16 protein-coding genes and 1 pseudogene are annotated in these 22,533 nt (G+C 63.5%); 8 read left to right on the top strand and 9 right to left on the bottom strand.

What is annotated here, in order from left to right; genetic code table 11:
* Positions 1 to 55: 55 nt before the first annotated feature.
* From LG367_RS08680 to LG367_RS08670, 3 genes are read right to left on the bottom strand one after another with little or no spacing between them, the layout of a single operon-like run.
* Positions 56 to 1,615 carry a PepSY-associated TM helix domain-containing protein gene (locus LG367_RS08680; RefSeq protein WP_226468848.1) on the bottom strand — a complete coding sequence of 520 codons (1,560 nt, stop codon included), beginning with the start codon at positions 1,613 to 1,615 and terminating at the stop codon, positions 56 to 58.
* Positions 1,612 to 1,902: a hypothetical protein gene (locus LG367_RS08675; protein ID WP_226468847.1), complete on the bottom strand. Its 291-nt coding sequence runs from the start codon at positions 1,900 to 1,902 to the stop codon at positions 1,612 to 1,614. The genes LG367_RS08680 and LG367_RS08675 overlap by 4 nt, the downstream gene beginning before the upstream one ends.
* Entirely contained in the window at positions 1,902 to 2,153 is a 252-nt protein-coding gene (locus LG367_RS08670; RefSeq protein WP_226468846.1) for a hypothetical protein, read from the bottom strand. Before LG367_RS08670 ends, LG367_RS08675 begins: the two co-directional genes overlap by 1 nt.
* Positions 2,154 to 2,301: 148 nt before the next feature.
* On the opposite strand from LG367_RS08670, the gene LG367_RS08665 reads away from it, so the two are divergent.
* Positions 2,302 to 4,545 (top strand): TonB-dependent receptor, encoded by a 2,244-nt coding sequence (locus LG367_RS08665; RefSeq protein WP_264179840.1) that lies wholly within the window; start codon positions 2,302 to 2,304, stop codon positions 4,543 to 4,545.
* Between the two features lie 85 nt (positions 4,546 to 4,630).
* On the opposite strand, the gene LG367_RS08660 is transcribed toward LG367_RS08665, so the two are convergent.
* The 4 genes and pseudogenes from LG367_RS08660 to LG367_RS08645 all read right to left on the bottom strand — a co-directional run bounded on the left by LG367_RS08660 (position 4,631) and on the right by LG367_RS08645 (position 10,569).
* Positions 4,631 to 5,965 (bottom strand): lysine N(6)-hydroxylase/L-ornithine N(5)-oxygenase family protein, encoded by a 1,335-nt coding sequence (locus LG367_RS08660; RefSeq protein ID WP_226468845.1) that lies wholly within the window; start codon positions 5,963 to 5,965, stop codon positions 4,631 to 4,633.
* Between the two features lie 10 nt (positions 5,966 to 5,975).
* Positions 5,976 to 7,388, bottom strand: a pseudogene (locus tag LG367_RS08655) (IucA/IucC family protein).
* A 413-nt stretch (positions 7,389 to 7,801) separates the two neighbouring features.
* A complete protein-coding gene (locus tag LG367_RS08650) occupies positions 7,802 to 8,830 on the bottom strand; it encodes a GNAT family N-acetyltransferase (protein ID WP_226468844.1) in 1,029 nt (342 codons plus the stop codon).
* The gene (locus LG367_RS08645; protein WP_226468843.1) at positions 8,827 to 10,569 is read right to left on the bottom strand and encodes an IucA/IucC family protein; all 1,743 of its coding nucleotides are present in this window, start codon (positions 10,567 to 10,569) and stop codon (positions 8,827 to 8,829) included. The genes LG367_RS08650 and LG367_RS08645 overlap by 4 nt, the downstream gene beginning before the upstream one ends.
* 180 nt (positions 10,570 to 10,749) lie before the next feature.
* Here LG367_RS08645 and LG367_RS08640 point away from each other — a divergent pair, with 180 nt between their 5' ends.
* Entirely contained in the window at positions 10,750 to 12,009 is a 1,260-nt protein-coding gene (locus LG367_RS08640) for an MFS transporter (protein ID WP_319004009.1), read from the top strand.
* A gap of 30 nt (positions 12,010 to 12,039) precedes the next feature.
* Here LG367_RS08640 and LG367_RS08635 read toward each other — a convergent pair whose 3' ends face one another.
* Both LG367_RS08635 and LG367_RS08630 read right to left on the bottom strand, forming a co-directional pair.
* Positions 12,040 to 13,377 (bottom strand): MFS transporter, encoded by a 1,338-nt coding sequence (locus tag LG367_RS08635; protein WP_226468841.1) that lies wholly within the window; start codon positions 13,375 to 13,377, stop codon positions 12,040 to 12,042.
* Between the two features lie 192 nt (positions 13,378 to 13,569).
* Positions 13,570 to 14,181 carry a TetR/AcrR family transcriptional regulator gene (locus tag LG367_RS08630; protein ID WP_226468840.1) on the bottom strand — a complete coding sequence of 204 codons (612 nt, stop codon included), beginning with the start codon at positions 14,179 to 14,181 and terminating at the stop codon, positions 13,570 to 13,572.
* Positions 14,182 to 14,788: 607 nt separating this feature from the next.
* On the opposite strand from LG367_RS08630, the gene rfbB reads away from it, so the two are divergent.
* From rfbB to LG367_RS08600, 6 genes are all read left to right on the top strand, one after another.
* Positions 14,789 to 15,844 carry a dTDP-glucose 4,6-dehydratase gene (gene rfbB, locus LG367_RS08625; RefSeq protein WP_226468839.1) on the top strand — a complete coding sequence of 352 codons (1,056 nt, stop codon included), beginning with the start codon at positions 14,789 to 14,791 and terminating at the stop codon, positions 15,842 to 15,844.
* A 106-nt stretch (positions 15,845 to 15,950) separates the two neighbouring features.
* Positions 15,951 to 16,838, top strand: coding sequence for a glucose-1-phosphate thymidylyltransferase RfbA (gene rfbA / locus LG367_RS08620; RefSeq protein WP_226468838.1), 888 nt, complete (start codon positions 15,951 to 15,953; stop codon positions 16,836 to 16,838).
* The gene (rfbC, locus tag LG367_RS08615; RefSeq protein WP_226468837.1) at positions 16,835 to 17,407 is read left to right on the top strand and encodes a dTDP-4-dehydrorhamnose 3,5-epimerase; all 573 of its coding nucleotides are present in this window, start codon (positions 16,835 to 16,837) and stop codon (positions 17,405 to 17,407) included. The genes rfbA and rfbC overlap by 4 nt, the downstream gene beginning before the upstream one ends.
* Positions 17,404 to 18,303 (top strand): dTDP-4-dehydrorhamnose reductase, encoded by a 900-nt coding sequence (gene rfbD, locus LG367_RS08610; protein ID WP_226468836.1) that lies wholly within the window; start codon positions 17,404 to 17,406, stop codon positions 18,301 to 18,303. Before rfbC ends, rfbD begins: the two co-directional genes overlap by 4 nt.
* A 53-nt stretch (positions 18,304 to 18,356) precedes the next feature.
* A complete protein-coding gene (locus tag LG367_RS08605) occupies positions 18,357 to 20,372 on the top strand; it encodes an alpha/beta hydrolase family protein (RefSeq protein ID WP_226468835.1) in 2,016 nt (671 codons plus the stop codon).
* Positions 20,373 to 20,493: 121 nt separating this feature from the next.
* The gene (locus LG367_RS08600) at positions 20,494 to 22,500 is read left to right on the top strand and encodes an alpha/beta hydrolase family protein (protein WP_226468834.1); all 2,007 of its coding nucleotides are present in this window, start codon (positions 20,494 to 20,496) and stop codon (positions 22,498 to 22,500) included.
* The last annotated feature ends 33 nt before the right edge of the window (positions 22,501 to 22,533 follow it).

The raw sequence follows: 22,533 nt of genomic DNA, 5'->3' as shown, positions 1-22,533 counted from the left end.
ACCTTGTACCGATCTCGATGGCGGGGAGTTCACTCCCCGCCATTTCTTTTGCCGGTCATTCGGCGGGCTGGGCGGTACCCGCCGGCGGTGCCAGGGACCAGACACTGTTCGAATCGCCATTGCGCGCCCGGCGCCACGTGACCTGGGCGATGCGCAGGAAGCCTAGGCCCAAGGCGATCGCCACGGCGTCGACGCCGAACACCTGCCATTGCCCGGTCATCGCTGTGCGGAACAGGTGATCGCCGGTCACGATGGCATTGGTGACCGGCACCGCCAGGCTGAGCACGCCCGCGAGCAATGCCAGCTCGATCGCCGCGCGCGCCGGAGGCCGCAGCTGCGCCCAGAGCACGCTGCCGAGGAAGACGGCGTAGTAGGTGCGCCATTCTCCCCCCGCGTTCTGCAGCAGCAGACTGGCGACGAAGGTCGCCGACAACGCCGCGCAGCATCCCAGGCACACGCCGACCGTCAACCGCGCGAGGAAACGATGCACGCGCGGCTGCTCGATCTGGCGCCGCTTGCGCCGCGACTCGATCCACAACAGATTGCCGGAATAGAACAGGAAGGCGCCGGCCAGTCCGAGCAGGAAATACAGCCACTGCACAGGCAGGCCGCCGAAGGTGCCGTAATGGATCGAGGTCACGCCGCGCACGGCGGCGTGCGCGTTGCCGCGCTCGCCCGGCAATTGCACGCCGACGACCTTGCCGCTGCGCGCCTCGAGCGTGACGATGCCGAGATCCGACAGATGGCCAGGCACCGGGCCGGCGATGCTGACGGTGGCCGCGGCATCGCCGTAGCTGCGGTAGTTCATGAAGTGCGGCTGCAGCGTGGGCGCGCGATCACGCGCAGCGGCGAGCAGGGCGGCCGGCGGCAGCATCGCGGCGCCAGCGTCCTGCTTGGTCATCTCCGGCGCATAGCGCGCCTGCTGATAGAGCGCTGCACCCTTGCCGCCGAGACCGATGAAGTTGAGGCCCGCCACGAACAGCACCAGCACACACAGCAGTGTGCCGGTGAAGGCGAACACGATGTGGAACGGCAGCGACAGCACGCCGATCACGTTGTGCGCGTCCTGCCACATCCGCTTGAGGTTGCGCCCGCGCCGCAGCGCGAACAGATCCTGGACCAGCGTTGGCAGATGCACCAGCACGCCCGACACCAGCGCCAAGCCATAGAGAATGCTGACGATGCCCATCAGCCAGGTACCCCAGCGTTCGGGCAGACCCAGGCTGTAGTGCACCTGATTGATCAGATCGGAAAGCTTGGATTCCTCGCTGATCTCGTGCGCGCGCCCGTCACGCCCGAACGCGAACAGATGCTCCGCCTCGGGCTTCTTCTCGCGCCAGAACACGAACATGCGCGGCGCGAACGGGCTTGGCAGATAGACCCAGAGATTCTCTTTCGCGCGCGGATGCGTGCGCGTCACCTCTTCGAGCAGCGATTCGAGTTGCTGAGGCGTCGTCGCCGGCGACTCGCGCAATTCAGGCCGCTGCCACTGCGCGGTGGCCGACTGGAATACCGTGAACGCGCCGGCGTAGAAGGCGATGAACAGCGCCATGCCGGCAATCAGCCCGGTCCAGGTATGCACGGTGAGAAACGCGCGCAGTGTTGCGGCCTTCATGACGCCCAGCCTCCCCAGTGCTGATGCCGGGATACCCATAGCAGCACATGCACGACGAGATTGGCGGCGAGCAACCATCCCCAGGCACGCGATGCGCTGGCGACCGCATAGCTCGACGCCCAGGCCGCGATCCAGATCGGCAGCATCACCATCAGCGCCACGATCAAATTTTCCGAATACGCCTGCGGCCCGAACACCGTGTACAGCCCGCCGATGCCGCAGGAGAGGGTGAAGCCCAGCACGATGCCGGCGATGGTGCGGCTGGTCATACGCGTGCCGGCGGCCATCAATCCTGCCTCCGCGTCGCGGCGAGGTACGGCAGGACGACCCAGGCCAGCATCAGCGCGCTCAGGCAGGCGAAGAATCCGGCGAAGACACCAAGTGCGCGTATCCAGACGAGCAATGCCGCCAGCGCGCAAGCGACGGCCAACCAGCGCCAGAGACGAAGCGAACTCCCGAGCCACAGACGCCGCTGCGGCGAGGCGAGATAGCAGGCGAGGCCGGCTGTCAGCGCCAGCAACAGGCCGAGTAGGGGCATACGGCGTCTTCCGACCGGTTCGTGGACGAGCGACGGCCTGGAGGGCTGCCGCGCAGTGATGCCAGTTTATTGAGGAATGAGAAATATTGCTAATTAACATTAATTCTCATTTACAATGTAGGAACATGAATTCAACGGGATTTCTACCTTGTCTTCGCTCCATTTCGCCCCCCTCGCCACCGCCGTCTTTGTCGCGCTGTCCTCTCATTCCGCTCTCGCCGCCGATGCCGCCGACGCCACCGAACTCGAACGCGTGGTCGCGGTCGGATCGCGCACGCCACAATCGATCAGCGCCATTCCCGGCACCGTCTGGGTCATCGATCAAGCGCAACTGGAAGAACAGTTCCGCGCCGGCGTGCCGCTGAAGGAAGCACTGTCGCAGCTGATTCCCGGGCTCGACATTGGCCCGCAGGGCCGCACCAACGCCGGCCAGAACCTGCGCGGCCGCAGCGTGCTGGTGATGATCGACGGCGTCTCGCTCAACAGCTCGCGCGCGATCAGCCGCCAGTTCGACAGCATCGATCCGTTCAATATCGAGCGCATCGAAGTACTCTCCGGCGCCAGCGCGATCTACGGCGGCGGCGCCACCGGCGGCATCATCAACATCATCACCAAGCGCGGCGGAGAAGGCCTGGCCTTCGAGACCGAAGTGGGCGTGCGCAGCGGCTTCGAGTCCGGCAGCGATCACGACCTGCGCGTGGCGCAATCGATCTCCGGTGGCAACGGCCCCCTGGCCGGCCGTCTCGCCGTGGCCTATCAGGACAATGGCGCCGCCTACGACGCCAACGGCAAGCAGGTGCTGATGGACATCACCCAGACCGACCTGCAATACAACAGGTCGCTCGACGTGATGGGCAACCTCGATTTCGATTTCGGCGATGGCAAGACGCTGCGGCTGACCGGACAGGTCTACGATTCGGGGTATGACGGCGATCGCGGCCTGTACCTGGGTCCGAATCTCAGTGGCGCGATCCCGGCGGCCACAGCGCGTCCCGAACTGATCGAGGTACGCGATGGTTTCGATTCTGACGTCGAACCGCAGAGCCGGCGCCGGCAGGTCAATGCCGATTTTCATGCGCAGGACGTGCTTGGCGGTCAGCACTTCTATCTACAGGCGTTCGCGCGTTCGGAGAAGCTCGACTTCCATCCATTCCCAGGCACCTTCAGCTATCGACGCGTGGACACCACCCGCGGCTCGCTGCCGTACTACTCGGCTTCGAAGCAGAACACGGATCTGTCCGGCTTCAAGGCGGTGCTGGAGAAACAGTGGGATAATTTCGGGCTGACTTACGGCTTCGACGTCGACCACGAAACGTTCGATTCCAGCCAGGCGTTGTTCGACATCCGCCAGGCATTCGCCAGCGGCGGCCTCGTCATGCGTCAGGTGGCTGAGGTTGGCCGTTATCCGAAATATACGGTCGATGGGACTTCCGGCTTCATCCAGGCCCAGTGGCAGGTCAGCGACGCCTTGCGTCTGAACGCTGGTTGGCGTCACCAGCAGACCAAGATCGAAGTCGGTGACTTCGTCGCCACCGGCCAGCAGACCGCGATGGCGAACAACATCGGCACCAGCGCCGACGCGATCGCTGGCGGCAGGAATGATTACGACGTGGATCTGTTCAACGTCGGCGCGGTGTGGGCGTTCGACAAGCAGCATCAGCTGTGGGCGAACTACACGGAAGGCTTCCAGGTGCCGGACCCGGGCAAGTACTACGGCCAGGGCGCTTATGTGCTGGATGGTGCGCACTGGCGTTTGCTCAACGGCGTCGGTGTCAGCAACGAGCCGTTGGATGGGATCAAGACCAAACAGGTCGAAATCGGTTGGCGCCAGTACGGCGAAGGCTTCGATCTGCAGGCCGCGGCTTTCTATGCCTGGTCCGATCGCGACATCGTGCTGGTGCCGGTGACGCTGGCCATTGATCAGATCGAGCGCAAGGTGCGCAACTTCGGTGTGGAAGCGCAACTGACGTGGCGTCTCCATGGCGGTTGGCAGGTCGGCGGCAACCTACTCGCCATCCGCACCGAGAACGAGAATGACGCAGGCGATTGGGAGCGCGCGGCTGTCACGGACGCGAGCCCGTCAAAGCTTGGCGCTTTCGCGGGATGGGAAGGGGAGCGTATCGGCGTCCGCCTGCAAGCGTTGCGCAGCTTCGACTTGAAAGACGGCGACGATCGCGAACTCGACGGCTACACGACGATCGATCTCGTCGGCCATTGGCAATTGCCGAAGGGCACACTTAATTTCGGCGTGCAGAATCTGCTCGACGAGGATTACACGACCATCTGGGGACAGCGCGCCCAGGTGTACTACGGTGCGCTGGCGGCGAAGGAAACGTTCGACTTCCGCGGCCGTGGCCGGACTTTCGGGCTCAGCTACAGCATCCGCTACTGAGGCGTTTTCTCGGCAGGGATAGTGCTCGTCATTCCCGCGAAGACAGGAATGACGAGCGAAAGAACGTTGGCCGACAAGAGTCGGCTTACGCCACACGCTGCACTTGCGACGGCTCCGGTTCGGCATTGTCGCGAGTCGCCCACTCGATTGGCAGTGCCGCGTCTTCGGTCGCGTAATGCGCGCGGCCAAGAATCGAGTTGACGATCGTCGCGCCACGCCAGGCAGTCAGGCTCAACTGCGGATCGGCGATGCCGTGGCTGTAGCGCCCGCCATTCTGGATGTAGATGCGATGCTCGGCTGGGCCGTCCCAATCGGCGGAAAAGTCGCGATGCAGCTGGTAGCGTCCTTCGGCGTCGAGGTTCAGGCGTTCGCGCAAAGGTTCCAGGCACTCCGGCAGTGAGGTCTGATTGCCGGTCGCCAGGATCACCACATCGGCATCGATGCGCTCGTTGCCGCCATCGAAACCGTTGTGCGCGACCAGCGACCAGGCATTGCCCTCGCGCTCCATCGTGCGCACCTCGCGATGCGGCAGGATGCGCAGGCGATCGTTTCCTTCGCCGGATGCATCGCCGCCGAGGAAGCTTTCGTTGTAGAGCGTCTGATAGAGTTGGGTGAGCGTCGTCGGTGAGATGCCGTCGCTGGCGAGCTTCTGCCGCGTCACGATCGGTGGTTTGCGCGTGGCAGGCAATCGATGAAACGCGTCGACGTAGTGCGGAGTGAAGAACTCATTGGAGAATGGAGACTCGTCCAGTGCTTCCAGGGTCTGTCGCCGCGATACCCAAGCGATCGAGCCGGGCCTGCCGCGAGCACCCGACAGCAGATCGAGCACGATCTCGGCACCGCTTTGGCCGCCACCGATGACCGCCACGCGCAGGCCTTCGACATCAGGCACGCGATCCAGATAACGCAAGCTGTGCAGGCAGTGCGTATGCGAGACATGTGGTCGCGCCCACTCCGGAACATGCGCGCTGGCGCCGGTGCCGACGACGAGATGCCGCGCATGCGTGCGGCTCGCATCGGCGTGCAGCAAGGTGAAACCATGTTCGCCTAGGCGTACTTCGCGCACATCCACGCCCATGCGCAGGTTGGGCAGGCGTTCGGCCACCCAGCGCAGGTAATCGGCGAATTCGCGGCGTTCGATCGACTGGAATTCGGCGTTGATGAAGCGATAGAAGCGCCGATGCGCGACCAGATAGGCGAGGAAGCTGTAATCGCTGGTGGGGTCGGCTGCGGTGACCAGATCCTTGAGGAAGGAGGTCTGCAGTTTCGCGCCTGGCAGCATCATGCCGGGATGCCAGGAAAACCGTGTGCGTCGCTCGTAGAAGCGGCTGTGCACGTGTTCCAGCGGCGCGAGCAGGGCGGCGACGCTGAGATTGAACGGGCCGGCGCCGATGCCGGCGATGTCGATGAGTTCGGACATGGGAGAGGGCTCAGGTCGTCGCGAACAGCAGCGGATTGGGGAGGTCGGGGCCACGCGCGTGGATCGGGCGTTCGGCCGAGTCGCCATAGCCGGCGGCGAAGCGCGCGCGATTGAGCGATAGCCGCGGCATCTGTGGCGTGAACAGATCGAGTTCGGCGAAGCGTTCGCGCAATTGCGGATGCGCATCCTGGTAGCGACGCAAGCGCTCGGCCAGCAAGCGATAGAATGCTTCCTCGTCGAACGTGCCATATCCGTGCAATGCGCTGGCCATGAAGCGGAAGACACTGGCGAACAGTCCCGTCCACAAATTGTGCACGAGGTAATGTGGCGGCATCGTTGGCAACGCGCCTCACACCTCAGGCGCGAGGCCTTCGGATGTCGCCCAGGCAGCATCGGCGCGAAACAGATCGCCCTGATAATCCTTGAGCAAAATGCCCGCGGGCGCTTCGTTCTCGAATCGCAGCATCAGGTTCTGGCCATGAGCGATGAAGCCGAGTCCGTATCGCGCCTGCAAGTGGTAGAGCGGCACCACGGCCAAGTCGAACAAGCGCGACAGCCATTCCTGTGTCGACAGTTTCGAGGCGCGGATCAGCTCGGTCACAAGCGGAACGCCATTGTCGTCGCATTGCTGCAATACTGAAGCCATCAGAATGCGTTGTCCGGCAGTGCGGCGCTGTTCGGTACTTTCGCGCCAGACCGCGCCCAGCATTTCGTCGAACTGATAGGGAACGCCTTCCAGTCCGTGGAACACGGGATGCGGCACGAAGGCGGTTGCCGGCTCGGCCAGTGCCGCCGTGTTGCACTCGGTCAGCAGTGCATCGGAAGCCAACAGGCCTTGCAGCCAATCGGAAAGCGCCGGCGTGATGGCGAGATAACGCGCGGGCAGGCCGCGATAAGCCGAGGTGTTGAGGATCGTCAGCGGCAGCTTGAGATTGGGTCGTTCCGGCCGATCAATATTGTTGAGCGTGCGCAAGGATTGTTGCGGCGTGTAGCGATCACCGGCTTCGCCGAGCGCGATCATGCGGCCATCGGAGAGCAGTTGCGCGAACTGCGGTGAGATCACGGCCTGCCATTGCCAGGGATGCACCGGCAGCAGCCAGTAATTTTCTGGCCGCGATGTGGCGGCGGCGAGCCGCTCGCGCAGACACGCATGCTCGGAAGGCGCGCAGCTTGCCGCGACCAGGCGATCGGCGTCCCAGTCAAGCGTGGAGTTCAGGCGTCCCACATCATGGCGTACGGCCAGCCATTGCAATTGGAACGCCGGTGCGCGTTCGGGGCCGTAGCGCAGGTTGTCCTCGACGCCCCAGCCGATGCGGCCTTTGGACGGAATCGCCTTGGGATGACCATCGAGCAGGCTTTGCAGGCGATCGCCTGGCAATGCCAGCCAATCGATGGCACGCAGGCCTTCGCGCGAAGCCAGCATTTGCGTGTCGGCGGCGAGCGTGTTGAGGGTTTCGCGCAGATAGTTGGCGAGCGTGATCGCAGGGAGTTTCAACGGCGCCAGTACCGCGGCGAGCACGGCCGTGGCATCTGCGGCCTGTTCTCCACTGGACAGATCGACCACGCTGCCCGGCAGGATGATCGGCTGCTGCCAACGATTCACCCGGCCGTGCCAGCGGAAGCCACCGCCATCCAACGACAGCGTGAACACCTGGGTGCCGCCGTCCGTCGTCTCCACCTGCGGCACGATCACGCCTTCGAAACTCAGTTCCGACAGTGCCTTTTCGATCATGCGCACGTTGGCGCGACGCCACAGGGCCGGTGAATGCAGTGCCGTGAAGCCTTGTTCGATGGTGTCCTGCCCGACGTCAAGCTGTTCGAGGCGCGCGACGGCGTTCATGCCTCACCCCAGGGGCCGTACTGGTCGAAGAACGCCTCGCGCTCCAATACCACCATCGCCGCGCGCTTGTGCGGGAAGTTAAATTCCTTGAGCTTGGCGAAACCCTGCGCCTGCAGATAGTCGATGAAGCGCGCGTTGTCCACGCGCGGTTCGCCGACGATGCGCTGCGTGCGCGGATCGTCGAGGAAGAGGTAATGACACATCGCCCGCATCCACGCGGTGACCTTGGCGGGGCCGCGATGGCGGCTGTTGCCGACCAGGACGTGACAGCCGCGATCGAAGTCATGTACGTCGTAGAACGGCGCGAGCCGGTCTTCCTTGGCCCAGTAGGTTTCCAGATAGGCGAAGGGCTCGTCGTCGAATTCCGCGATCAGCGGCAGTCCCTTGGGATCATCGAGTTGGCCTTGCAGATAACGTGCATGCGATTCGCGATCGCCCGCCAGTTCCCAGAAGCGATGCACGCGATCCTGATTCATCCAGGCATGGAACGTGTCCAGATCGCGCTTGAGATCGGCGACGCGGAAGCTCAACGTCATGTCCAGCTCCGGAAGATAACGGCGATAGACCGTGCCGCGTGCCTGCGGCGCACGCAGCGGATGACGTTTCTCGCCGGTCATCGTGTAGCGCAGCGCCATGCCGGCGGAATTTGGAGCGGTGAGCCACAGCGCGGGGTGTTGCCAGAAGCTTCCGCGTTCGACCTGCAGGTGCCAGCGGGAGTCGATTGCGCTCGCTTGGGTGACCACGCCCGCGCGGGTGGCAGCCGCGGCATAGGTGTGGTCGCAGTCGAGTTCCAATGCCACCGTTCGCAGCTCCGGCTGCCGGCAGAACAGTTCGGCGAGGACAGGAATCAGGGCGAGTGCATCGGCACCGGGTACAGGACCGCGCAAGGTGACCTGTTGTGAATCCGATGCCACCGTCGTCAGCAACGCCTGCGGCTTGCCCCCGACGATCAGGGCATAGCCTGCGCCACTACGCGTGGCATGGGCGACGCGGCCATCGCCAAGCGGCAGACGATAGTGGCTCATGCCTGTGCCTCCGCGAGCGGGTTGGGCAAGGGCACGTAGGAACGGAACGATCCCTCCGGCTGCGTGGTTTCGTTCAAGTCGGCGAAACAGATCATGAAATTGCCTTTGCTCATCAGCTCGGGGGAGGTCAGCAGGTAATCGATGAAATGGGGATATTTGAAGGAGCGTCGCGCGCGTAACGTGCGCAGGAACTCGCGCATGCGCGAGAGCAGTGCCGCTTCGGTCGTGACGCCGTCGGCGGCGAGCGTGGACACCAGATTGAGCACGTTGTTGACGATCAGGTAATAGCCGAACAAGCGGTTGGTGGCGGCTTCGTCGAAGCTCAATTCGCTTGCCGCTTCGATGCCGGGAACCTCCGTGGTCAACGCAGCGATGGTGTCGGCGTGGAAAGTAGTGCCCTGACAGTCACGGAACCACATCCGCGTCGGCCAACCCGCTTCGAGTTCGAGCACGGTGTTCTGCGCATGCGCGCTGAACAGGAAGCCGTAGTCGGCTTGCGCGATCAGGAACGGCTTCAGCGCGACATCGAGGAAACGTTCGAACCATTCCGATGCGAGTTCGGGCACGGAGCGGCCGGCATCACTGGCGAGTCGCTGGACCAGACGCGCGGCCATCGAGGGCAGGCCAGCGACGCCGTCCTGGCAGAACGTCGCCATCGTGTAAGCGGTGGCGCCGGTGCGGAACGGATTGTCGCGGAAGATCACGAAGCTTTCGGACAGTGGGCTTCCATCCGGCGCGGCGAGCGCGAGCGCGGCGGTCTCGTGGAGGATGCCGATCGTCGGGCATTCCTCACGCAAGGCCTGTCCCATGTGGCTGGCGAACGCGCCGTGGATTAATCGGCCGCGCGCGACTTCGCCCGGCTGCAGCACGCGTTTGGAATTGGTGAGCCGCACGGACAGCGAGAATTTCAGCATCACCGATGCCTGTGGCGCGTACAGGGTGCGCAGCGAGGAGGTCGGGAACCAGTCGGCGCCGGCTTCGCCGAGATCCACGAGGCAATCGCGTTCGCGCCAGTGCAGGTAAGCCGCGCTCTGGCGCAGCAGGCGCGCCTGCCACGGATGCACTGGCAGCAACTGCCAGCCTTCGGCGCGCGGATATTTCGCCGCCATCGCCACAAGTGCCGGATCGGCTTCGATCAACGCGGAGAGTTGATCCAAGGCCGAACCAGCGGCATGTCCAGCGCCGACATCGGTGCGCCACAAGGCTTTCTCGCGCAGAGCGAACCAGCTCAGTGGCGTGCGGCCGCCGAATTCAGGGCTGTAGCGGGCGAGATCCTCGCGTGTGAATTCGTCGCGGCTCTTCGGCGTGGGATGCACTGCATGGCCGTAGACCAGTCCCTGCTCGGCGGCGAGATAGTCCGCTTCCGGCCAGGCCAGTTTCGACAGCTCGTCGGAACGCTCGGACTCCGCATCGAGTACGTTCGCCGCGCTGTCGAGCACGCGACGCAGGAACAAGCGTCGCGTGCGATCGCTGGCACCGGGCGCGAGCGAAGGCTCAGCGGCGAGGAAAGCGACGGCTTGCGCGAAATCGATTTCACTCTCCGCGCCATTCGCGAGCACGAGATGGATCGAACCGGCGAAACGGTGACGTCCCGCCGGCGAACGATGCACGACAGGTATCAGCAACGCACCGGCAGGGCGGGTGAGCGGCAGGCGCAATGCACCGTCAGGCTGTGCCAGGGCATGTTCGTCGCGCGCGAGCCAAGTGGCGGCCGGCCATTCGCGGCAAATCGAATTCATGAAAGCGCTGAGCGAAGCGAATTCGCGGCGTATCGAGAGAGTGTCCACGTCGGGGGAGCGTGCTTGGAGTAGGGACAGTTGTCCCGGAAAGGCGTCAAAAGATAACGATTCTCGTTTGCAAAATAAAGACTTTCGCTTAAAATTTCGGATGTCAGAAAGCTTTGTATACGGCAGGTGAAAGTGCGCGACGCGAGTCGAACGGACGCAGCGGAAATCACGATTACCGATGCGTCCATCGCGCCGCAGGCGGCATCCGCACGCGATCAGCATCAGTACGAGAGCGTCGATCGACGCACGGTGATCGTGCTCGCCGCGTCGGTGCTGGTGATGGGCTTGGGGCAGACGACGCTGTTGACGTTCGTGCCCGTGCTGCTCGAACGCACCGGCTTGTCGCCGGCGCGTGTTGCCACCGCATTCGCGATCGGATCGGCGTTGTTCCTGATCGGTGCGCCAGCATGGAGTCGATGCTCCGATCGCATCGGGCGGCGCGCGATGGTGATCGTGGGCCTGCTCGGATTCGCGCTCAGTCATGCATTGCTGCTATGGCAGCTCGGTCGTGGACCGCATTGGGCAGGGCACGACGCGATGCTGCTGGCCGGGCGCGTGCTGTATGGGCTGACGGTGTCTGGGCTGGTGCCGACCTGTCAGGCCTGGCTTGCCGATCTTTCCACGCCTGGGCAGCGTCTAGGTGTGCTGTCGCGATTGTCGGCCGGGCTCACGTTAGGGCGATTGCTCGGGCCTGCGCTGGCGGCCGCCAGTCTCTGGCTTAGCCAGGACGGACCGTTGTGGTTGTTGAGTCTGGCGGCATGTCCCGCATTGCTTGCATTGCCGTTGGCCAGAACCACGAAGACGCATGCTGCAGCGATCGCGAAGGCGAAAGTCCCCTGGCGTTCGATCGGGCTGTGGCTGTCATTGGCCTTCGCGATGCAGGCCGCGCTCGGACAGATCCAGTACGCGGTGGGGCCGTGGCTCGGCGTGCATTTCGGCTTGTCGTCGACAGCGGCATCCGCGTCGGTGGGTTGGATGCTCACCGCGACGGCGGCGATCGTGATCGTGCTGCAGTTGTGGATCGTGCCGCGTTGTCGTCCTGGACGTGGCATGTTGTGGATCGGCGCCGGTGTTCTGGCGCTTTCCGGCATCTCGTTCGCATCGGCATCGAACATGAGCGGCATCTGGCTTGGATTCGCTGCACTTGGCATCGCCAGTGCCTTGCTCGTGCCGACCTACACGGCACTGGCTTCGTTGTCGGCAGGGAAAGCGGGGCAATCGCGTGTGGCCGGCGCGCTGTCGGTGGCGCACACGGTAGGATTTTCGATCGCGACGGCGCTGGCAGGCGCCTTGTTCGACTGGTGGCCGGTTCTGCCGTTCTGGGCGGCGGCGGGCCTGGGCCTGGTCATGTGCGTGCTTGCGATTGCGGCGCGACGTTCGCCCGCGCATTGATCCGACGCCGAATCGACACCGAAGGCCGCCTCACCGCGCCGTTGCCGAGCGCATGCCCAGCATGAGCAAGGCGGAGATCGCGGCGGGTACCGCGGCAGCGAGAAACAGCGAGGCGGAAGACCAGTGCATGCCGATCAGCGCGCCGCCGAGCACGGGGCCGATGATCGAGCCGACGCGGCCGACGCCAAGGCTCCAGCCGATGCCCGTGGAACGCAACGAGGTCGGGTAGTAGCTCGCTGCCAGCGCGTTGACCGCGGGTTGTCCGCCGACGATGCAGAAGCCGGCGATGAAGATCACGACGAATACCGGGATCAATGTTGCGGCGAGCTGTCCGATCGCCGCGATCGCGAACGTCGCCAGCAGGAACGAGACCACCAGTACCGGGACGAAACCCTTGCGATCAATGATCCAGCCGAGCGCCAGCGTGCCGATCGCGCCGCCTACCTGCAGCGTGGTTCCCGCGAGCACCGCATAGGTGGTCGCGTGTCCGGCATCGTTGATCAATGTCGGCAGCCAGTTCGAAAGGAAATACAGGTTGATCAGGTTCATGAAGTTGATCGCCCACAGCAGCAGCGTCCCGATCGCGCGGCCGTCCTGGAACAGGTGCGCGATCGGGATTCCCTTGGAAACCTGTTCGTGCATCGCGTATCGAACATCGCCGTCGAACCGAAGATCAGGAACGATGCGCTTCAGGCTCGCGGTGATGCGTTCCTCGCGCCCGCCGCGCAGCGCCAGGAACTGCAAGGATTCGGGCAGATAGAAAATCATGAAGGCCGCGATGACCAGCGGCGCGATGCCGCCCGCGTGGAACACCGCGCGCCATCCGAATGTCGGAATCAGCATCGCCGACACGAGCCCGCCTACGATCGCGCCCAGCGTGAATCCGCAGGAGACGATCATCATCGTCGAAGCCTTGTTTCGCGACGGGCTGAACTCCCCCGCCAGCGCCATGGCGTTGGGCATGATGCAGCCGAGCCCGATGCCCGTGATGAAGCGCAGTGCCAGCAGGCCGTCGATCGTTCCGACGTGCGCCGTGGCGAGCATGCACACACCGAAGAACACCGTGGCTCCGATCAGCACGGGGCGACGCCCGATCCGATCGGCGACGGGGCTGAACACCAATGAGCCGATCAGCATGCCGAACAGCCCTGCGCCGAAGACCGGGCCGAGGCTGGCCTTGTCGATCTTCCAGTCCTGGAGGATCGCCGGCGCGGCATAGCCCATCGCCTGCACGTCGAATCCGTCGATGATCAGGCACAAGCCGCACAGCGCGAACAAACCGATCTGGAACGCGCCGATCTTGCTGTTGTCGATGAGCGCGGCGATATCGATGGGCGTGGTGCCCGGCACCGGTGGATTCGGTTTCATGGAAGCAACGGCGGCGAATGGACACGCGCAATGTACGCGGGCCGCGCGTCAAGGCGATGCCGTGAGGACGGGATGGTGTATTCCCGTTCGAACGATGCCACCGTGAGATCGTGTTGCCGAAGCGGGGCGTCGCCCCCAGACAGGCGATATCCGTGCCCGTGGTGGTTGCCGGGAGGGGAGATGTCTTCCCGGTCAGCCGACCATCGGCATCAAGCGCCGGACTTCCTGCAGCAGCTCGGGCACCGCATCGGGATCGTTCGACACGTGCCGCAGCAGATATTGCTGGAAGAGCCCATCGAACAACGCGTAGAGCGCGCTCGACGAAATCATGAGTTCGCGGCCGCCGAGTTCGGCGTATCGGCTCATGATGCGCCAGACCATGTCCTCGAGCTTGTGGTCGATCTCCGCGACATCGCCACGGAATCCGTCTTCGAACAGCGCCTGCGAGCGCAGGTCGTACCACAGGCAATGCATGCGCGGCTCTTCGCGGATCGTCTCCGAGAGCCTGTCGATGAATCCTTCCTGCAATTCTTCACGCGTCTGCGCCGAAGCGATCACCGCATCGTAGCGGGTGACGCATTTCGCCTTGTAGTGGCGAATGCTGCAGGTGATCAGATCCAGCTTGTCCGTGAAGTAATAGTGAAGAACGCCGTGCGTGAATTCCGATTTTTGTGCGATCTCACGCAGACTGGTACGCGCGTAGCCGAGTTCGCCGAGGGTTTCCAACGCTGCTTCCGCCAATTCGGCGCGCCGTGCGTGGAATTTGTCCGCGGGCGGTTGTCTCACGCCTCTGTTGGTTTGCATCGGGTTGTCGATCACTACTGCTGGCTGCGTCATCCGAAACCTTGCTTCTTGGGTGTCCGGACTCCAGCCGGAACAGGGCTGATATCGCTGGCGCGATCGGGGGAATACCGAGCATCATGCGCGCCAACCGACTACTTGACAAGCGACTAAATTTTGTCTAGCGGTCGACAAAATAAGCTATGTCGACTGTCAAATTCGGCGAACGTGCTTGCATCAGGCGCGGGGTCCGAATGGCGGCGACGGTGAAACCGGTTCCAGAGTTCAAGCAGCCGGAGAACTCGTGCGCACCACGATTTGAATTCCATCGAAACCCCCATGCTCGATCGATCGTGATGGCCGGCATCACGGCATGCAGACCTGCATTCCCCATACATTGGGTATGACGTCGGACGGGACGAAATCCGTATGTGTTCGAGCCACGCCTGCGTGCCGAGACGTGCCTTCATCAACTTGGAAACGATTTCCGAAACAACCGTGATGGCGTGTCGGCTCTGCACCGGTGCTGCATATCACGCCATGTACAATGCGGCCTTGCCCTGATTTCGTTCAGGATTCTTGTTTCCGGCCACGTGGCCGGGTTCGCGTTACTTCGTAGGAGTCCCCCTGCATGCCAACCTGGCTGGTCACCGGCGGAGCCGGATTCATCGGCGGTAACTTCGTTCTGGAAGCGGTTGCGAAAGGGATCGAGATCATCAACCTCGACGCCCTCACTTATGCCGGCAATCGCGACACCCTCGCATCGATCGAGGGGCGTCCGGGCTATACCTTTGTTCAAGGCGACATCGGCGATCGCGCCCTGGTGTCCCAGCTGCTGGCCGAGCGCCGTCCGGACGCGGTGATCAATTTCGCCGCCGAAAGCCACGTCGATCGTTCGATCGACGGCCCCGGCGCCTTCATCCAGACCAATGTCGTCGGCACGCTGGCCCTGCTGGAAGCCTCGCGCGACTACTGGAAGTCGCTGCAGGGTGATGCGGCCTCGGCATTCCGGTTCCTGCACGTGTCCACGGACGAGGTGTACGGCTCGCTCGGCGAGGACGGCAAGTTCACCGAACAGACGGCCTACGCGCCGAACTCGCCGTACTCGGCATCGAAGGCGGCTTCCGACCATCTGGTCCGCGCCTTCCACCACACCTATGGGCTGCCGACGCTGACCACCAATTGCTCGAACAATTATGGTCCGTACCAGTTCCCGGAAAAACTCATTCCGCTGATCATCGCCAAGGCGATCGCGGGCGAGCCGCTGCCGATCTACGGTGATGGCAAGAACGTGCGCGACTGGCTGTACGTTGGCGATCACTGCTCGGCGATCCGCGCCGTGCTCGAACGCGGCCGCGTCGGCGAGACCTACAACGTCGGCGGCGACGCCGAACGCCAGAACATCGAAGTGGTGAACGCGATCTGCGCGCTGCTCGACACGCGCCGTCCGCGCGAGGACGGCAAGCCGCGCAACTCGCAGATCACCTATGTCAAGGATCGCCCAGGCCACGATCGGCGTTACGCGATCGACGCCTCCAAGCTGAAGAGCGAACTTGGCTGGTCACCGGCGCATACTTTCGAGCAGGGGATCGCCGACACGGTCGACTGGTATCTCACCAATCAAGCGTGGGTGCGGCGTGTGCTCGATGGCAGTTACCGTCTCGAGCGCATCGGCAACGCGGCGTAAGACAAGTTCTTCGTAAGAGCCCGCGCATTCAAAGTGCGGGCTTTCCAAAAACCTGGTCCTTCGCAAGAGCCTGTCCGCTTCGCGCGGACTTCCCTAAAGGCAATCTATGACTGAACGCAAAGGCATCATTCTGGCGGGTGGTTCCGGCACCCGGCTGTATCCGATCACCCAGTCGATCAGCAAGCAGCTGCTGCCGGTTTACGACAAGCCGATGATCTACTACCCGCTCAGCGTGCTGATGCTGGCGGGGATTCGCGAAGTCCTGATCATCAACACGCCGCACGAGCAGCAGTTGTTCCAGAGCCTGCTCGGAGACGGATCGCGTTGGGGCATGCGCATCGAGTACGCGGTGCAGCCGAGCCCGGACGGGCTCGCCCAGGCGTATCTGATCGGCCGGGAATTCGTCGACGGCAAACCGAGCTGTCTCGTGCTTGGCGACAACATCTTCCATGGCCCGGGCCTGAGCGCGCTGCTCAAGCGCGCGGACGCGCGCGATCACGGCGCGACGGTGTTCGGCTATTGGGTCAAGGATCCGGAGCGCTACGGTGTCGCCGAATTCGATCACGCCGGCAAGGTCGTCGGTCTGGAAGAGAAGCCGGCGAAGCCGCGCTCGAACTATGCGGTCACTGGCCTGTATTTCTACGACGGACGCGCCAGCGATTTCGCGGCGGGCTTGAAGCCGTCCACACGCGGCGAACTGGAGATCACCGATCTCAACCGCTGCTATCTCGACGAGAATGCCCTGCATCTGGAACAGCTCGGCCGCGGCTACGCCTGGCTGGATACCGGCACGCATCAGTCGCTGCTGGAAGCATCCAACTACATCGAAACCATCGAGGCACGGCAGGGATTGCGCGTGTGCTGTCCGGAAGAGATCGCCTGGAACAACGGCTGGATCGACAACGCGCAGCTCGAGGTGCTGGGTAACGCTCTTGCCAAGAACGGCTACGGCCAGTATCTGCTGAGCCTGGCCGAACGCGGGCACGTGCCATGAAAGTCATCGAAACCGATCTGCCGGGCTGCGTGGTGCTCGAGCCGCAAGTGTTCGGCGACGACCGCGGCTATTTCTTCGAATCGTTCAATCGCGACAAGCTTGCCGCGCATGGACTGACGCCGAGCTTCGTGCAAGGCAACGTCTCGCGTTCGGCACGCGGCGTGCTGCGCGGTCTGCATTACCAGTGGCCGAAGCCGCAGGGGAAGTATGTGTCGGTGCTGGAAGGCGAGGTCTGGGACGTTGCCGTCGACATCCGCCGCGGCTCGCCGACCTTCGGCAAGTGGACGGCGGTGGTGCTGAGCGGCGAGAACCGCCGCCACTTCTGGATTCCCGAAGGCTTCGCACATGGATTCGCCGTGCTGAGCGAGTACGCCACGTTCACCTATCTCTGCACCGAGACCTACGACCGCGACGCCGACGCCGGCGTGCGCTGGAACGATGCGCAACTGGCGATCGACTGGCCGGTGGCCGAGCCGCTGCTGTCGGAGAAGGACACGCGCGCGCCGTTGCTCGTGGACGTGCCCGAAGCGCGTCTGCCGGTTTACGTACCAGCGAAGGGTGCGTCTTGAAGATCCTGCTGTTCGGTGCCAACGGACAGGTCGGGACCGAGTTGCGGCGCAGTCTCGCGTCGCTCGGTGAAGTCGTGCCCGCCACGCGTGGCGGTGAATTGCCGGGTAGCGTGCCTTGCGAGACGGCCGATTTCGATCAGCCGGCGAGCCTGGCCGCGTTGATCGACCGCATCGCGCCCGATCTCATCGTGAACGCCGCTGCCTACACGGCGGTAGATCGTGCCGAGCAGGACCAGGAGGCGGCATTCCGCGCGAATGCCGAGGCGCCGCGCGTGATCGCCGACGCTTGCGCCAAGCGCGACGTCCCGCTGGTGCATTACTCGACCGACTACGTGTTCGACGGCACCGCGACCCGTCCTTACCGCGAAGACGCCCCGACCGCGCCGCTCGGTGTCTACGGCGCCAGCAAGCTGGCGGGCGAACAAGCCATTCAGGGCAGCGGCGCCCGTCATCTGATCCTGCGCACGGCCTGGGTGTATGCCGCCCACGGCAAGAATTTCCTGCTGACCATGCTGCGCCTGGCGAAGGAACGCGACGAACTGCGTGTCGTCGCCGACCAGGTCGGCACGCCGACTTCCGCCGCTTTGATCGCCGACGTCACCGCGCGTGCCGTGGCACAGCCGTCCTTCCGCGGCGTGCACCACCTGACCGCGGCCGGGGAAACGACGTGGCATGGCTTCGCCGAGGCGATCGTCGCTCAGGCCGCGGCCAAGGGGCTGCTCGGCAAGGCGCCGCCGGCCGTCAGGCCGATCACCACCGCCGAATACCCCACGCCCGCGCGGCGCCCGGCCTATTCGAGGCTGGATTGCACGAACCTCGAAGCCGGTTTGTCCCTGCAATTGCCGCTCTGGCAGCAGGACCTGGCCCGCGTCCTGGATGACCTCGCCCCGGGCTGACATTAGAATCCCCCGACCGACCGATAGGTCAAGGACGTGTCTAGGGGGAATTCGTGAAATCACGTGTCACCGCGTTCGCGGCGCTCGTTGCCGTTGCCGCCACTGCGCCATCCATCTCGGCGCTGGCCGCTGATCAGATTCCGATCAGCGACTTCGTCAAGCATCCAACCTACAGCGCGGTCAAGATTTCGCCGACCGGCGAATACCTGGCCATGACCGTCGACAAGGGCGAACAGGACGTCCTCGCGGTGATGCGGACCAAGGACCTGAGCCTGGTCAAACTCAATCAGTTGCCCGACGACAAGAGCGTCGGACAGTTCTATTGGGTGAGCCCCGAGCGGCTGCTGTTCAATTCCGTGCGCAAGGTCGGGCGTTTCGCGAGGCCGTTCGGTACCGGCGAATGGTATGGCGTGAATGCCGATGGCTCGCAGCCACGCCCACTCGTGTTCTACGGAACACGCGATGTGACGCAGCGCGGCAAGCAGACCGGCAGCGAAAGCTTCGCCTTGCTGGACACTCTCAGGGACGACGACACCAACGTCGTGATGAGCGTGAACTATCCGCGCTCGTCCGAAGACATCGGAACCGAGATCGTGCTGTTGGATACGATCAGTGGTCGCCGCAAGTCGCTGACGCGCGCGCCGCGCGGGAATTGCGAGATCGTGCTCGATGCCGCCAAGGCGCCGCGCTATGCGATCTGCCACGACAGCGAGAACGAGGAGGGCGACTACGACTCGCAGAACGAGCTGTACGTGCGCGAGGAGAGCGGCAAGTGGAAGCTGCTTAACAGCTCCAAGTCCTCGGGCAAGATGCTCTCGGTGGTGAGCGCGTCGCCGGACGGCACGATCTACGCGACCCAGAGCGACGGCAACAAGCCGGAGGCGTTCGGCACCATCGACAAGACCAGCGGCGAGTTCCGCAGCTTGTTCCAGGACCCCGTTTCCGATCCGGCCGGATATATCGAAGCATCCGACGGCGGCACGATCCTGGCGGTGGTCACCGAGGCTGGTGCGCCGCGCGTCACCATGGTCGACGAGAAGCATCCGGATGCCGAGATTTACGGATCGCTGGCCGAGGCGTTTCCCGGTCAGTTCGTGGATTTCTCCAGCGCGACCACGGACGGCAAGAAGATCGTCGTGTCCGTTTACAGCGACAGCAATCCCGGCGAGCTGTATCTGTACGATCGCGACACCGGCAAGGCGCGCTTCCTGCTGCAGGGCCGCAAGTGGCTCGATCCGAAGAAGATGGCGAGCGTGAAATCCTTCGCGCTCACCACGCGTGACGGGCTCAAGGTCTATGGCTACCTGACGATTCCCAACGGATCGAACGGCAAGAACCTGCCGATGATCGTCAATCCGCACGGCGGTCCGATGGGGCCGCGCGATGATTGGCGCTTCAACTGGGAGACGCAGCTGCTGGCCAGCCGCGGCTACCTCGTGCTGCAAGTGAATTACCGTGGCTCTGGCGGCTTCGGAAAAGGCTTCCAGGACAAGGCTTACGGCCAGTGGGCGCAGGGCATCATGAACGACGTCATCGATGCCACCAATTGGGCCGTGCAGCAGGGATATGCGGACAAGAACCGCATCTGCATCTACGGCGGCAGCTTCGGTGGTTATGCGTCGCTGATGGCGCCGGCTCGCGATCCTGGGTTGTTCAAGTGCGCGTTCGGCTACGTCGGCCTGTACGACGCGCAGATCCAGATGGAGAAGAGCGACACCAGCGAACGCGAGGACGGCCGCCGCTATCTGCTGCGCGCCTTCGGCAAGACGCGCGCGGAGCAGGATGCGATGTCGCCGATCAACTACGTCGACAAGATCAAGCTGCCCGTCTATCTGGCCGCCGGTGCGCGCGATCCGCGCTGTCCGCCGGAGCACACCGAGGCGATGAACAAGGCATTGACGGCCGCAGGGAATCCGCCGGAGGGGATGATCATCCAGTCTGGTGAGATGCACGGCTTCTACAAGGAAGAGAACAATCTCAACTTGTATACGAAGATGCTGGCGTTCTTCGACAAGCACATCGGCGGTGGCGCGGCGACGGCTTCGGCATCGGAAACAACGAAGAAGTGAAGTAGTGCCGGCACCGGCCGTTGCGGATCGCAACGGCCGGATTGTCGGTGGGGATGAAAGTTCGCTGCGGGTCGACGCATGCAATCGTCGGCAAGCAGGCAAGGCAGATCAGAGGGGCATCATGAAGCGAGTACTCAAGGCGGCGTCGGCCGCATTCCTGCCGCTGGCGTTGACGTTTGCGGTATCGGCGACGGCACAGGACAAACCGGCCACGCAATTCGACATCACGCCTTACATCAAGAAGGCCGAATTCGAAGACATCAAGATCTCGCCGACCGGCGAGTACTACGCCGCGACCATTCCCTTCGAGGACAGGACGGGGTTGGTCATCCTGCGTCGGGCCGACAACAAGGTCACGGGTGGATTCAGCATCGGCAAGAACACCCATGTGGCCGATTTCTGGTGGGTCAATCCGAAGCGCGTGTTGATTAGCACATCGAGGAAATTCGGCGCCTTGGACAATCCCATGCTGACGGGCGATCTCTATGGCGTCGATGCTGACGGTACGAACGCGGAAATCCTGGTGGGGCAGAGCGTTGACGTGATGACTACCGGCTCCAATATCGTCACCAAGAAGAACGAGACCGTCGCCGCCTTTCTGATCGACAGCCTTCCGGATGACGAGAACAACGTGGTGATCTCGGTCAGCACGTTCGGCAACGATCCGGTCTCACGCGCCGAAATCATGGATGTGCGCAATGGCAAGCGCAGGCAGATTGCGCGAGCCCCCATCCGCAATGCGGATTTCGTGACCGACAACACCGGAAAAATCCGCTTCGTCTACGGTGTCGACGTCAACAATGCCAACAAACTGTATCACCGATCCGGGCCTGACGCCGACTGGGAAATCATCAACGATGAGAACGCCAGCGACCACGCCGAATATCCGATTGGCTTCGCCGAGGACAACAAGACCGCCTATATCCGGGTCCAGCAAGCGAAGGGGCCGGACAAGATCGTGGCCATGGATATGGAGTCGAAGACGCGCAAGGATGTGTTGCAGGATGAGGATGCCAATCCCGGCGCCATCATTTATCGCCAGGGCACCTTGATTCCGGTAGGGGTCCGCTATTACGTAGGGAAGCCGCACACGGCATTCTTCGACAAGGCCTCGCCAGAAGCTCGCTTGTACCGGTCGCTTGAGGCAGCGTTTGCCGACCAGGCGCCGTTCGTCACTTCCTATACCGCCGACGGCAAGCTCGCGTTGGTGCAGGTGAGCAGTGACCGGCAGTCTGACGAGTTCTACATTTTCGATACGCAGACCAAGACGGCCGCGTTCCTGCTCAGCACGCGGCCCTGGATCGATCCCAAGCAGCGCGGCGAGCGCCGTCCGATCACCGTGCAGGCGCGCGACGGTCTGGCTCTGAAGGGCTACCTCACGGTTCCTGTCGGCGTCGAAGCGCGTAACCTGCCGATGGTCGTGGTGCCGCATGGCGGTCCTTTCGGTATCTATGACAGTTGGGGCTATGACGTTGATGCTCAGACACTCGCTGGCGCTGGGTACGCGGTGCTGCAGATCAATTTCCGCGGCTCTGGCGGCCGCGGCCGCGCCTTCCATCTGGCCGGTGCGCGCGAGTGGGGCGGGAGGATGCAGGATGACGTCACGGACGCGACCAAATGGGCGATACAGGAAGGCATCGCCAATGCGAACCGGATCTGCATCTACGGCGGAAGCTACGGCGCCTATGCCTCACTGATGGGCGCGGTGAAGGAGCCCAGCCTGTACAAGTGCGCGGTGGGATATGTCGGCGTCTACGATCTGCCGGATCTGAGCAAGGAGATGCGAGGAGAGAGCAAGCGCTTCGGCAACTGGTCGGCGGATTGGATGGGCGACGACGAGAACAAGCTCGCCACTACTTCTCCAAACCGGTTGGCGGACAAGATCAAGGTGCCGGTATTCCTGGCTGCCGGTGGTGAGGACGAGATCGCGCCGATCGCGCACAGCAAGAAGATGGAGAAGGCGCTGCGCGCCGCCAACGTGCCGGTCGAGACTCTGTATTACCCGACCGAGGGTCACGGCTTCTACAGGCCGGAACATCAGGCGGAGTTCTACACCAAGCTCCTGGCCTTCCTCAGCCGCAACATCGGAGGCGCGACCGCGGCTCCGGCTCCAGTGAAATCGAAATAAGCGAATCCAGGCGGGCCGGAATCTCCGGCCCGC

The organism is Luteimonas panaciterrae, from assembly GCF_020511115.1.
Lineage (GTDB): Bacteria > Pseudomonadota > Gammaproteobacteria > Xanthomonadales > Xanthomonadaceae > Luteimonas > Luteimonas panaciterrae.
The sequence above is the reverse complement of the archived record's forward strand: the minus strand, read 5'-3'. Positions and strand labels throughout refer to the sequence as shown.

Excerpts from the sequence above, each read along its gene's own strand:
- LG367_RS08660 (WP_226468845.1), bottom strand. The coding sequence starts at position 5,965 with ATGTCCGAACTCATCGACATCGCCGGCATCGGCGCCGGCCCGTTCAAT.
- LG367_RS08645 (WP_226468843.1), bottom strand. The coding sequence starts at position 10,569 with ATGAATTCGATTTGCCGCGAATGGCCGGCCGCCACTTGGCTCGCGCGC.
- LG367_RS08650 (WP_226468844.1), bottom strand. The coding sequence starts at position 8,830 with ATGAGCCACTATCGTCTGCCGCTTGGCGATGGCCGCGTCGCCCATGCC.
- rfbB (WP_226468839.1), top strand. The coding sequence starts at position 14,789 with ATGCCAACCTGGCTGGTCACCGGCGGAGCCGGATTCATCGGCGGTAAC.
- LG367_RS08600 (WP_226468834.1), top strand. The coding sequence starts at position 20,494 with ATGAAGCGAGTACTCAAGGCGGCGTCGGCCGCATTCCTGCCGCTGGCG.
- LG367_RS08670 (WP_226468846.1), bottom strand. The coding sequence starts at position 2,153 with ATGCCCCTACTCGGCCTGTTGCTGGCGCTGACAGCCGGCCTCGCCTGC.
- LG367_RS08630 (WP_226468840.1), bottom strand. The coding sequence starts at position 14,181 with ATGCAAACCAACAGAGGCGTGAGACAACCGCCCGCGGACAAATTCCAC.
- LG367_RS08680 (WP_226468848.1), bottom strand. The coding sequence starts at position 1,615 with ATGAAGGCCGCAACACTGCGCGCGTTTCTCACCGTGCATACCTGGACC.
- LG367_RS08635 (WP_226468841.1), bottom strand. The coding sequence starts at position 13,377 with ATGAAACCGAATCCACCGGTGCCGGGCACCACGCCCATCGATATCGCC.
- LG367_RS08675 (WP_226468847.1), bottom strand. The coding sequence starts at position 1,902 with ATGGCCGCCGGCACGCGTATGACCAGCCGCACCATCGCCGGCATCGTG.
- rfbC (WP_226468837.1), top strand. The coding sequence starts at position 16,835 with ATGAAAGTCATCGAAACCGATCTGCCGGGCTGCGTGGTGCTCGAGCCG.
- rfbA (WP_226468838.1), top strand. The coding sequence starts at position 15,951 with ATGACTGAACGCAAAGGCATCATTCTGGCGGGTGGTTCCGGCACCCGG.